Raw genomic sequence first — 12,251 nt, forward strand, 5'->3', positions numbered from 1 at the left:
ATTCACCTCCTTTATTTTTTTAAGTGAGCTGGAAGTTCCATATGAGGGAGATCAACTTCTAATCTCTCCTCTCTCTCTTTAAGATACTTCTCATTATTAAATGGATATCCAAACTTCTGCCACCATTTTACAACAACTTTATAAACCTCAGGTCTGTAAATCTGTGGTGGTGGTGTTACTCCTTCATTTATAAGTCCTCTGATGAAGCTTCCTGAATATCTTGAGTAAATACCTTTATGATTACAATTTGCAGAGTATGCGAATTCAAGGCACTTTGGACAATACCAGAATTCAGCAATATTCTGTGGTCTTAGATAGAATCCACCTTCAACTGCATAAGGTGGAGCATCAAATCCAAAGCTTGGAATGCCCTTAGACCAGAGAATTTGAGTTGCATAAATATCATAATACTCACCCAATGCTGCATGGTCTCTTCCAAACATATGGAAGGAAATTCCCATGTTCTGTCTGATTACTGCATGAATGAGAGACTCTATTGGATTACCATATCTCATATCCCAGAGTGTGAAGGTTACAAGATGACGCTCTGGCTTAATGTAGCCAGCAAGATGAACCATTTCATGACCTTCTACAATTGCTTCATCTGGAAAATCACCAATTCTTTTCGCACCGACTATTGCATTAACAACAATACCATGAGAAGGCTCTATATCACCTATGTATGCAGCATTTTTCATTAATGCTTCATGCCCTGTATGAGGCACATTTCTTGTCTGGTGAGCAATAACTGTTGTCCATCCTCTTTTCTCAAACTCTTCTCTTGATCTCTTTGGTGGATACCAGAACCTATCAAATGGTGGTCTTATTTTAGGCTCATTAATTATCGTATATTTTCCAGCAAGAATAATTGGATTCAATGAGCAATAAATGTTATATCCTGTATGTTTCTGATCAAATGGAACTTTAACAACCTCAGGATTATGCTCAGGAGTTCCAAAAGTTCTGACTGCTACTTCACCAGGAGCAATCTCATAAACCTCTTCAATTTCAAGGATTGCAAAGGGTTCACCCTTAAGTCTGAGCAAGAGCCAGTCACCTGCTCCAACTCCAAGTTTTTTAAAGTCTTCCTCTGAAATGTCAAAAAGAATTGGATAGGGGAATACCCATCCACTTGTGAGTCTTCTTTTTTCAAGAACACTCTCCAAATCAGCTTTTGTCATGGAACCTTCAACAGGACTGAAGAAACCATAACATACTGACATAATTTCCCTGTAAACATTTCTTACAGGATTGCCCTTAAAAAGAGTAGGCTTGATGTCGTAAACTGCAGAACATTTTTGCATTAACTTCCTTGCCATTTCAGGGTCACGGACAACCCTCTCAACAAGCTTCCCACCATGTGGCGGTGGCAGTGTTTTAATTCTTACATCTGGCATACCTTTCCCTCCTTTAATTTACTTTTTTTCTAAGATTGCACAGATACTGTTAAATATCTCATCTATACTACCTGTGCCCGAAACACTTTTAAGAATTCCTTTTTTTGAATAATAATCAATTAAAGGCTCTGTCTGAGCTCTGTAGACTTCAAGTCTTTTTCTAATTGTTTCTTCTTTATCATCATCTCTCTGGAAAAGTTCTCCACCACATTTATCACATTTACCCTCTACTTTGGAAGGCGAATAATATACATTATACATCTGTCCGCAGGACTTACAGGTTCTTCTTCCTGTAAGCCTCTTCATAAGATCATCAAAAGGAACATCCAGATTCAATGCTAAATCCAAAGGCATATTCATTTCAGAAAGCATTTTATCAAGAGCTTCTGCCTGTGCAACATTTCTTGGAAAACCATCAAGAATAAAACCTTTTTTGCAGTCATTCTGAGAAAGTCTCTCTTTAACCATTCCAAGAACAACTTTGTCAGGAACAAGTTCTCCTCTATCCATATAAGCTTTCGCTTCTTTACCAAGCGGAGTTCCTGCTGCAACTGCTGCCCTGAGAAGATCTCCTGTAGAAATCTGAGGTATACCATATTTTTCCACTAATCTTTTTGCCTGAGTACCTTTGCCTGCTCCTGGAGCACCCAAGAATACTAATCTCATTGAAGCCTCCTTTTTGGGTTAGAATTAAACTTTTGGTTTATAATTTAACCTATTATGAGTTAAAAAGCAACTTAATTTTTATAATTTTATAATAAGTTTTGCTTATAAATTGGGGCAAATTTTATCAAAAAATCTCTTAATTTGTCAAGTGCTTCTTTACGATGACTTATCTTATCTTTTTCATGGGGGGACATTTCAGCAAATGTTTTTTTAAATCCTTCGGGTATAAATACAGGATCATATCCAAAACCCTGAGTTCCTCTTGGAATCTCTGAGATTTTACCTCTAACATATCCCCAGAAGATATACTCTTTCCCGTCCGGAAAAACCAGCGCAATGCAACACACAAATTGCGCAGTTCTCTTTTCTGAAGGAACTCCTGCTAATTCTTCAAGAAGTTTTTTGATGTTATCATCATCACTTGCCTCATCTCCTGCATATCTTGCTGATCTGACACCTGGTCTGCCTCCTAATGCCTCAACTTCCAAACCTGAATCATCAGAAAGAGCAGGCAATCCAGTTTGTTGACAAACATATCTTGCTTTTTTTAAAGCATTTTCATCAAAAGTTAATCCATCTTCCTTAACTTCTTCAAGTTCAGGAAAATCATTAACAGAAAGAATAGTAATTTCAAGTCCTTGCAAAATTCTTTTTAACTCTTCTATTTTTTTTCTGTTTCTTGAAGCAATAACTATTTTCATATAGATTTGACAATTCTCCGAAATTTGAGTTATATTAAAATTGTTCGCGGGGTGGAGCAGTCTGGTAGCTCGTCGGGCTCATAACCCGAAGGTCAGAGGTTCAAATCCTCTCCCCGCAATTTTCAATCAAACAAAGCTTCTACAAATTCTTGTGGAATAAATTCTTTTAAATCATCAATTCCTTCGCCTATTCCGATTAACTTAATAGGAATTCCTATCTCTTTTTTTATGGCAAAAATAACCCCACCTTTTGCTGTTCCATCAAGCTTTGTAACAACAACACCAGTTAGTCCTATAGCTTCATTAAACAAAGAGGCTTGTCTTATAGCATTCTGCCCTGTTGTAGCATCTACAATAAGTAAAGTCTCATGAGGTGCTTCAGGAATTGATTTTTTCAGTACCCTGTTAATTTTTCTCAGTTCTTCCATAAGAGGGGATTTTGTATGTAGTCTTCCTGCTGTATCTATAATCACTATGTCTTTGTTTTGTGCTTTAGCATGTTCCAATGCATCAAAAGCAATAGCTGCTGGATCAGCACCACTTTTATGCTTAATAATATCCGCTCCTACTTTTTTTGCCCAAATTTCAAGCTGCTCTATAGCCGCAGCCCTAAATGTGTCCGCAGCTGCAAAAACAACACTTTTACCTTCATTAACAAATTTATAACCCAGTTTTCCTATTGTTGTTGTTTTTCCAACTCCATTTACACCTACAACAAGAATAATTGAAGGAGTATTTTTCAAATTTAAAGAAGTATTGTTTTTAAGCAAATTTATAAGCTCTTCCTTAAGAACTATTTTGACATCTGAAGCGTCTTTAATGCCGCCTTCTTTGATTTTTCTTCTTAGTATACCTGTTATTTCTTCTGTTGCTTTAACTCCTACATCTGAAGAAATAAGAATTTCTTCAATCTCTTCTATGGTTGATTCATCTATTTTCCCTCCTATAGGGATTACTGCTTCTATTTTTTCAACAATATGTTGTTTTGTCTTGCTTAATTTTTCTTTGAGTTTATCAAGAAAACCCATTAACCTCTCCTGAACTCTACGATGAGTTCATCCTTCTTCTTTAAAAGACGATATTTGAGAGGTTTTTTGAGAGCTATATTTAATAAAATTTTATTTTGGTCCTCAGATACAGAGACCTCTTTTATAAACTCTGAGTCAATCTTTACAGGTGTTTCTAATTTATTTCTCACTGGATATACTTCCAGTATAACTGACATAGTACTGCCTACTTTTTTTGTCCTGGGATAATAGCCTCCTTGTTTCTCTATATTTGGAATAAATAAAGTCAATACACAACCATTCTTTGTTTCAACAAGGGAGATATTTTTAAGCTCTAAAACTTGACCTTTTAATGCAACAATCTTTTTTTTACCTTTGCTATCTTTTGTTTCCTTCTTTTTAACTACTTTTTTCTTCGGTTTTTCAACTTTTTTCTCTTCGCTAATTTTGATTTCTTTAGAAGGAATTTCCTTCTCTTCTAATGTTGCAAAGATTTCAAATTTTTCTGCTTTATCATACATTACCTCTACTGTTGCAACTCCATTTACAAATTCTGATGGCGGAACTTTGTTTGGAGTAAGTGTTCCTGAGCCTGATGATTTTAAAATAACTGTATTGCCATATAAATTATAGTTTGACATAACCTTATCAAGATGATTATAGGCTACAATTTTTATTTTAAATTTCTGCCCTGCAATAATTGTATTAGGAGAAATTACTTCAAATCTTTTTACTTTCGGCGGCACGATTTTTACAATATTGCTTTCTCCTCTAATTGAGTTATCATTGGCAACCTTAGCTACTATTTTTATGTCTTCAGGTCTATCATAACGAAGGCTCAATTTTGCTTTTCCATCTGAAAAAGCATAAGATGTTAATTCAGAGGGGAAAATATATCCCTTACCCTGTGCTTCTATAATTATTTTTTCTCTTTGAGCCGCAAAATCTTTAACAAAATTATTAAACTGGTCAATTGCTAATATTGTTATATCAAAAGGCTCATCCACCACAGCTTCTTCAGGTGCATTAATAATAAAAGCTCTTACTGTGCCATTTAAAATTTCTACTTTATCACTTTTACCTGTAACTTTTTTATTTAATAAATCTGCTTCAATATGAAAAATTCCAATTTTCTCTGAAAAAAGTTTAACCCTAACATAGCAACTATCAGGAAAGTACTGAATGTCTTTTATCTGTGGAGAAACATCGCCTTTAAGAAATAGATTCAACTCTTTTGGATTAAATTCTTTGCAAACAATATTACCAAATCTATCATTACCTGAAATCAATGCTTCAAAATCATTGCCGACTCTTACTGAAGGTGGAACTTTTATATTAAGTATGGATATTTCTGCTGGCAAAATCTTTATTCTTTTCTCAATTATAGGGAAAGGACTATTAACCTCATAAAGTGATATTACTGCCTCTTCTGCTTTCTCATCTTTAAATTTAATTACAAAACCTGTTTGAGTTATTTCATTTGATTTAACCTGAGAAGGAGATATTACTGCCGAACCTTTTATGGTTAGCTTATATTCTTTAATGCTATCCGAAGGCATGCTAACAGGATTACCAAAGGCATCAAGTGCATAAATAAGTATTTTATATTCATTACCAGCTATTAATACATCTGGAGCATCAATCTGGAAATGATCAAAAGTTCCTGGTTTAGCAACAATTTCTCCGTGAGCCAATGTTATACAGTAAAAAAACAATAAAAAAATACTACAGCACAGCCAGCAACTTCCCCTTAAAATTTTATTGCCCATTTTACCCTCCTCTGTAATTTCTATTCATGCTTTTGCTTTATCAATAAATTTTATTGTATCCTATCATAATTGTTTATACAAAAAAGAGGCAAGTGCTAATATATTATAGAATATTTAAAATAATAATAGAATAATAAAAATGGTTAATAATCAGCCCAAAAATAGTATTATTTTTTTTAGAGGGATTGCCAAATTAATTGATTTAATTATTGTTATCGTCCTTTGGAAAACCTTTCGTGAAGCAGGAATATTTTTAGGAATTTTCTATTTATTGATAAGTGATGGTTTATTTAAAGGCTGTAGTGTTGGGAAAAAATTTCTACGCTTACGGGTTATTAATATTGAAAGACAGCGTAATGCTGATTTCAGAGATTCTATCGTCAGAAATTTAGTAATAGCTTTTTCGTTATTTTTCTTACTTATACCTATCATTGGTTGGTTAATTTGTATCATAATTTTCGCTTTTGAATTTATTATCATTATAGGTGACTCTGAAAATAAAAGATTGGGTGATTATCTGGCAAAGACTTCAGTAATAGAAGAATAACTCTAAAATATTTTAAAATAATCTAAAATTCATGTTCAGGAGGATGATGTGCTTCTTGAGAAATTAATTGGAAAATTTTCTAATGATTTAGCAATTGACCTTGGAACAGCAAATACATTGGTTTATGTAAAAGGCAAGGGAATTGTATGTGATGAACCATCAGTTGTGGTTGTAAGAAGAGATAATAAAAAAGTTATTGCTGTTGGTAGCGAAGCAAAAGAAATGATGGGAAAAACTCCAGCCAACATTATAACAATAAAGCCCCTTAAAGATGGTGTTATAGCTGATTTTGACGCCACTGGAGAAATGCTTAAATATTTCATTACAAAAGCCCATAATAGAAAATGTTTTATTTCCCCAAGGATTATAATTGGAGTACCTTCTGGAATAACTCAGGTTGAACAGAGAGCTGTTAAAGATGCTGCAATTGCGTCAGGTGCCAGGGAAGTATATCTTATAGAAGAACCTATGGCTGCAGCGATAGGAGTAGGACTTCCTGTAGGAGAGCCTTCTGGAAATATGATAGTTGATATAGGTGGTGGAACCACGGATGTGGCTGTAATTTCTCTTGACGGCATTGTATGTTCAAAAGCCGTAAAAGTTGGCGGAGACAAAATGGACGAAGCAATAATAGCTTATATCAAAAGAAAATATAATCTTATGATAGGAGAAAGGACTGCTGAACTAATAAAAATAAATATCGGCAGTGCTTATCCTATAAACTCTGACAAAACAATGGAAATTAAAGGTAGAGATTTAATAACTGGAATACCAAAAGCTATAAACATTACTGAAGAAGAAATCAGAGAAGCTTTGCAGGAACCTGTCTCAATTATTCTTGACACAATAAAAGTTACTTTGGAAAATACCCCCCCTGAGCTTGCTTCTGATATAGCAGATAAAGGAATAGTATTGGCTGGTGGAGGAGCTTTGTTAAGAGGTCTTGATATTCTCATAAGAGAACATACCGGAGTTCCTGTAATAATTCCTGATGACCCTCTTAGAGCAGTTGTTAAAGGATGTGGTGCAATGCTTGATAAGCTTGATTTACTCAGAAGAGTTTCCCTTAATGTTAACTGATGACAAAAAAAACAACTATTTTGATTATAGCTGTCATATGTTTAGCATCTTTTTTTCTTATAAGCTACCAAGCTAAAGGACTTATAAGTTTTGCTAAAATTGATTTTTCAAACTTAATATCCCCTTTTCAATATTTAAAAAATTTTTTCTCTGAAGTATTAGATTTAAAAGAAGAAAATAAAAAATTAAAAGAACAATTATATCAGATGATTCTTCAACAAAAATCTTATTATGAACTTATTGAAGAAAATAAAAGATTAAAGGGACTGCTAAATCTAAAAGAAAAGAAAAAGGAAGTAATAACTATAGCAAAGGTAACAAGAACAGGTTCAAATAAATTCCTTAAAACTTTCTGGATAGATAAAGGATATGATCAGGGAATAAAAGCAGGTATGCCTGTAATAACTTTAAATGGATTAGCAGGAAAAATCATATTTACATCATCAAATTTCTCTGAAGTGCTTTCATTAACTGATCCTAATTTTTCTGTGTCCGTAAGAGTTGAAAGAACCAGAGTAGAAGGTGTAGTAAGTGGAACTGGAACAAATCTTTGTGTTCTCAAATATATCCCGTTAGAAGAAGACATAGTAGTTGGAGATATATTAATCACTTCAGGCACAGATGGCATCTTTCCAGAAGGCATTAAAGTTGGTGTAATAAGAAAAGTTGAAAGGAAAAAAGGATTTTTTCAAAATATAGAAGTTATCCCATATCAATCAGACTCAAAAATTGAAGACGTTGCAATAATTAAAAGCTTGATATGAAATCTATACTTAAATGGAGCATATTCATATTTTTTACTTTTTTTGTTGAACAAATTTTTATAATTGATGGTATAAACTTTAATTTTTCATTTTTATTAATCTATCTTTTTGTTATACACTATTTTTTCCCTGACATAGAACAAAAAAAAATAGCCCCTTCAGAATTTTTACCTATCTTATTCTTTATTACAATTGGATTAATAGAAGATTTATTTCAAGGAGTAATCGGTCCAGCAATTATATCCAAAACTCTTACAGGTTATTTATTAATCTTATTGATTAAACAACTTTTTTTTCACTGGACAGAACTATTCAAAGCTCTTATTATTTGCATTTTTACTATAATAGATGAAATCATCTACAGTTTTATCATGATATATTTTTTCAATATTAACATCGGATATTTTATGCTTTTAAAAGTATCTTTCATAAAAGGACTCCTAAATATCCCCTTTGGTTTGATTTTAAGCTGGAGAAAACCATGAAAATTAAAAATCGGATATTCATAGGCATAATTTTTCTAATATTTATCATTATTTTGTTAAGACTCTGGCAACTTCAGATACTTAATACAGAAAAATATAAAAAACTTGCTGAACAAAATAGAATTAGAATAATAAAAATTCCTGCTCCACGTGGAATTATTTATGACAGAAATGGTATACCATTAGTTGAAAATATTCCTTCCTTCGCTGCTTTAATTTCTCCTGAATATATAGATAAGGTGGATGTAAATCTTTTAGCCAAAATTCTAAATATATCCACAGAAGATTTACAAAAAAAATTTAAAAAGAAGTCTGAAAGCATTTACATGCCAATCCGAATAAAAGAAGACCTGACATTTAAAGAAATCGCCATGCTTGAAGCAAGGCGTTCAGAAATACCTGGATTAATAATAGAGACAGAAATAAAGAGATATTACCCCTTTGGTCCAGCAACAGCTCACTTATTAGGATATCTCGGCAAGATTACAGAACAACAAATAAAAAATAATCCTCAATATCAAAACTTACCTTCTTATTTCTTAGTTGGACAAACTGGATTAGAAAAAATATTTGATGACAAACTGATAGGCATACCTGGAGAAAAAATTATAGAAGTTGATGCTCTTGGCAGAGAACTAAGGCTTATAAAGGAAGCACCTCCTGTAAAAGGTGAAGACATTTACTTAACAATTGATGCACTTTTACAGGAAGCAGCTTATAAAGCTTTTGAAGGTCATGCTGGAGCTTTTGTTGCATTGAAACCTGATACAGGAGAAATATTATCATTATTAAGTTCTCCATCTTTTGATCCGAACATATTTGTTGAAGGGGTTTCAGGAACTTATTGGAATGAGTTGATAAATAATTCACAGAATCCTTTGCTTAATAGAGCAATTCAGGGATTGTATGCACCAGGGTCAACATTCAAAATAATTACCGCAATTGCAGGGCTTGAAGAAGGAGTCGTAACACCTGATAGAATTCTTGCTAACTGCACTGGAGGCATAAGCTTTGGGACTTGGACTTTCGGATGCTGGAAAAAAGAAGGACATGGTCCAGTAAATTTAATAAGAGCACTTATAGAATCTTGTGATGTTTATTTTTATGAACTTGGCAGAATTCTTGGCATAGGGAAAATATATAAATATGCTACTTTATTAGGGTTAGGTAATTCTACAGGTTTTAGTTCTGAAGAAAAGTCAGGACTTGTTCCTGATGAAGAATGGAAAAAAAAGATAAAAAAAACTTCATGGTTCCTAGGCGATACATTTAATACAGCCATAGGACAGGGATTTCTTAAAGTTACTCCATTACAGATGGCTAATGTTATGGCTACAATGGTAAATGGAGGAACAAAAATTACTCCCTATATAATTAGAGGTACAGAACCTTATAAAGAGAATCTGAATCTGAATCCTAAAAACCTTGAAATAATCAAAGATGCATTGTCAGGAGTTGTAAATGAGCCAAACGGAACAGCATCAAGTGCTCGCTCTTATATGATAAAATTTGGTGGGAAAACAGGAACAGTTCAAGTAGTTAGCAAAAAATTGAAAGAAAAGGTATCATATAAAAATATTGAACATCATGCTTGGTTTATTGGTTTTGCTCCTGTAGAAAAACCTGAGATAGCTTTCTCTGTTATTGTTGAACATGGAGGAAGCGGAGGAGCAGTTGCTGCACCGGTGGCAAAGAATATTCTTGAAGGATACATTCTTAAAAAAAGGCAATTAAATGTTAAAAATTGACAGAAGGCTGATTAGCTCTTTTGATTGGGTTACCTTAGGAGTAGTTCTTTTTATATGCATTATTGGCATACTCACAATTTATAGTGCTACAAGACCACCTCTTGATGAGGGGGAACAACCTCCTTTTTATGTAAAACAGTTAATATGGCTGATAATAGCTATAATAGCGTTATGTGTTTTTATAACATTTGATTATATAAAACTTAAGGATTTCTGGTTAATATTTTACATTACTGGAATTTTGCTTCTTATTATTGTTCTTTTTACAGGTAAAACAGCAATGGGAGCAAAAAGATGGATAAATCTTGGATTTTTTTCATTCCAGCCATCAGAGATATTTAAAATAATTTTTATAATTAGTATTTCAGCATTTCTTGAAGATAAACAATCTCCTTTATCAATAAAAGATACCCTAAAAACATTACTCATTTTTGGCATAATACCTTTTTTACTTATTGTTAAACAGCCTGATCTCGGAACTGCAATCTTAATCCTTACAATTACATTTATAATGATAATTTACAAAGGATTACGCACAAGATTGATGATACTAATTCTCGCTATATTGATTATTTCAGTATTTTTCTTATGGGAAATTCTATGGGAGGGGTTAAAGGAATACCAGAAAAATAGATTAATTGCTTTTATTGACCCTAATATAGACCCAAAAGGAATTGGTTATAATATTATGCAATCTGTAATTACTGTAGGCTCTGGCGGACTGTTTGGCAAAGGATTCCTTGAAGGCACACAGGGACCTTTAAAATTTCTTCCAGAGAGACATACGGATTTTATTTTTCCAATTTTTGCAGAAGAATGGGGATTTATAGGTTGTCTTATACTTTTATCACTTTATTTTACCTTTTTTATAAGATGCTTTCAGACATCTATAATTGCTAAAAATAACTTCGGCAAACTCCTTGCATTAGGTTTTACTTCAATTTTTATTTTATACTTTTTTATAAATATTGGAATGACTCTTGGAATTATGCCTGTAGTAGGAATTCCTTTACCATTTATGAGTTATGGTGGCACAACTCTTCTTGCTAACTTTATAGGAATTGCTCTTGTAATAAATGTTAGAATGAGAAGATTTGAATTATTTTATCCATAGGAGGAGGAAAAACATGAAAATTATTGAAGGAAAACTTGAAGCTCAAGGTTTAAAGTTCGGAATTATTGTAAGTAGATTTAATGAATTTATTACTTCACGTCTTCTTGAAGGTGCTATTGATGCTTTGATAAGACACGGAGCTATAGAAAAGGATATTGAAATTGTAAGAGTTCCGGGTTCATTTGAAATTCCTTTGATTGCGAAAAAATTAGCTCAATCTGGTAGATTCCATGCAATTATCTGTCTTGGCACCTTAATTAGAGGCGCAACTCCTCATTTTGACTACATAGCAGCTGAAGTATCAAAAGGAATAGCCCTTGTCAGCTTAGAAACCAGTATTCCTGTTTCTTTTGGAATAATTACAGCTGACACAATTGAACAAGCAATAGAAAGAGCAGGTTCAAAATCAGGTAATAAAGGCTGGGACGCAGCATTGGTAGCCATTGAAATGGCAAAGGTTATGGGACAATTAAAATAGTCGTAAAAATATAACGGTAATAAATAACCAATGAAAAGAAGAAAAGCAAGAGAATATGTTTTACAATTTTTATATGCTTGTGAAATGAATGAAAATACCCAAAAAATATGTAATTATAATTTTTTACAAGAAGAAATTGAAAAATTCTGGGAAAGAAATTATGAAGAACAAAACTCTGATATAAAATCATTTGCAAATCAGTTGATAGAAGGGACAATTGAGCATATTGATATTATTGATAAAATTATTCAAAAGTATGCTGATAAATGGAATATAGAAAGGATGATAACAATTGACAAAAATATTCTAAGATTTTCAATTTATGAAATACTATATCGTCAAGATATTCCTTATCAGGTAACAATAAATGAAGCAGTAGAAATAGCGAAAAAATACTCCACAAAAGAAAGTGCTGCCTTTATTAATGGGATTCTTGACAGAATTGCAAAAGAAGAAATTTGCCATAATAAGTCTGCTGAAAAATAGCAGAAGTTC

At 32.8% G+C, this 12,251-nt stretch carries 13 protein-coding genes and 1 tRNA gene; 9 read left to right on the top strand and 5 right to left on the bottom strand.

All coding sequences use genetic code 11. The features are described from left to right. Positions 1–11: 11 nt before the first annotated feature. The 3 genes from sat to FLY87_RS01760 form a co-directional block, all read right to left on the bottom strand. Entirely contained in the window at positions 12–1,397 is a 1,386-nt protein-coding gene (sat, locus tag FLY87_RS01750; protein WP_012545431.1) for a sulfate adenylyltransferase, read from the bottom strand. Between the two features lie 18 nt (positions 1,398–1,415). Next, complete coding sequence (locus tag FLY87_RS01755) at positions 1,416–2,063, bottom strand: adenylate kinase (protein ID WP_012546790.1); 648 nt, start codon at positions 2,061–2,063, stop codon at positions 1,416–1,418. Between the two features lie 86 nt (positions 2,064–2,149). Further along, positions 2,150–2,764 carry an XTP/dITP diphosphatase gene (locus FLY87_RS01760; protein WP_012545768.1) on the bottom strand — a complete coding sequence of 205 codons (615 nt, stop codon included), beginning with the start codon at positions 2,762–2,764 and terminating at the stop codon, positions 2,150–2,152. A 45-nt stretch (positions 2,765–2,809) separates the two neighbouring features. Between FLY87_RS01760 and FLY87_RS01765 the strand changes: the two genes are divergently transcribed. After that, a tRNA-Met gene (locus FLY87_RS01765) sits at positions 2,810–2,883 on the top strand. A 3-nt stretch (positions 2,884–2,886) separates the two neighbouring features. On the opposite strand, the gene ftsY is transcribed toward FLY87_RS01765, so the two are convergent. Together ftsY and FLY87_RS01775 are read right to left on the bottom strand one after the other, a co-directional pair. Further along, positions 2,887–3,792 carry a signal recognition particle-docking protein FtsY gene (gene ftsY / locus FLY87_RS01770; protein ID WP_012546073.1) on the bottom strand — a complete coding sequence of 302 codons (906 nt, stop codon included), beginning with the start codon at positions 3,790–3,792 and terminating at the stop codon, positions 2,887–2,889. Beyond that, a complete protein-coding gene (locus tag FLY87_RS01775) occupies positions 3,792–5,540 on the bottom strand; it encodes a hypothetical protein (protein WP_012545003.1) in 1,749 nt (582 codons plus the stop codon). Before FLY87_RS01775 ends, ftsY begins: the two co-directional genes overlap by 1 nt. A gap of 139 nt (positions 5,541–5,679) precedes the next feature. Between FLY87_RS01775 and FLY87_RS01780 the strand changes: the two genes are divergently transcribed. Genes FLY87_RS01780 through nusB form a run of 8 tightly spaced genes read left to right on the top strand, consistent with a single transcriptional unit; the run spans position 5,680 to position 12,242 of the window. Continuing rightward, a complete protein-coding gene (locus FLY87_RS01780) occupies positions 5,680–6,087 on the top strand; it encodes an RDD family protein (protein WP_012545996.1) in 408 nt (135 codons plus the stop codon). A 48-nt stretch (positions 6,088–6,135) separates the two neighbouring features. Then, complete coding sequence (locus FLY87_RS01785; RefSeq protein ID WP_012545439.1) at positions 6,136–7,167, top strand: rod shape-determining protein; 1,032 nt, start codon at positions 6,136–6,138, stop codon at positions 7,165–7,167. After that, positions 7,167–7,931, top strand: a complete 765-nt coding sequence (gene mreC, locus FLY87_RS01790) for a rod shape-determining protein MreC (RefSeq protein WP_012546337.1) — start codon at positions 7,167–7,169, stop codon at positions 7,929–7,931. The genes FLY87_RS01785 and mreC overlap by 1 nt, the downstream gene beginning before the upstream one ends. After that, positions 7,928–8,416, top strand: coding sequence for a hypothetical protein (locus tag FLY87_RS01795; RefSeq protein WP_028842331.1), 489 nt, complete (start codon positions 7,928–7,930; stop codon positions 8,414–8,416). Before mreC ends, FLY87_RS01795 begins: the two co-directional genes overlap by 4 nt. Beyond that, positions 8,413–10,164 carry a penicillin-binding protein 2 gene (gene mrdA / locus FLY87_RS01800; RefSeq protein WP_012545126.1) on the top strand — a complete coding sequence of 584 codons (1,752 nt, stop codon included), beginning with the start codon at positions 8,413–8,415 and terminating at the stop codon, positions 10,162–10,164. Before FLY87_RS01795 ends, mrdA begins: the two co-directional genes overlap by 4 nt. After that, positions 10,151–11,278, top strand: a complete 1,128-nt coding sequence (rodA, locus tag FLY87_RS01805) for a rod shape-determining protein RodA (RefSeq protein ID WP_012546334.1) — start codon at positions 10,151–10,153, stop codon at positions 11,276–11,278. The genes mrdA and rodA overlap by 14 nt, the downstream gene beginning before the upstream one ends. A gap of 13 nt (positions 11,279–11,291) precedes the next feature. Continuing rightward, positions 11,292–11,756, top strand: coding sequence for a 6,7-dimethyl-8-ribityllumazine synthase (gene ribE / locus FLY87_RS01810; protein WP_012545200.1), 465 nt, complete (start codon positions 11,292–11,294; stop codon positions 11,754–11,756). 30 nt (positions 11,757–11,786) lie between these two features. Then, positions 11,787–12,242, top strand: a complete 456-nt coding sequence (gene nusB / locus FLY87_RS01815; protein WP_012546543.1) for a transcription antitermination factor NusB — start codon at positions 11,787–11,789, stop codon at positions 12,240–12,242. Positions 12,243–12,251 lie beyond the last annotated feature (9 nt).

Source organism: Thermodesulfovibrio sp. Kuro-1 (assembly GCF_006538445.1).
GTDB classification, from domain to species: domain Bacteria; phylum Nitrospirota; class Thermodesulfovibrionia; order Thermodesulfovibrionales; family Thermodesulfovibrionaceae; genus Thermodesulfovibrio; species Thermodesulfovibrio yellowstonii.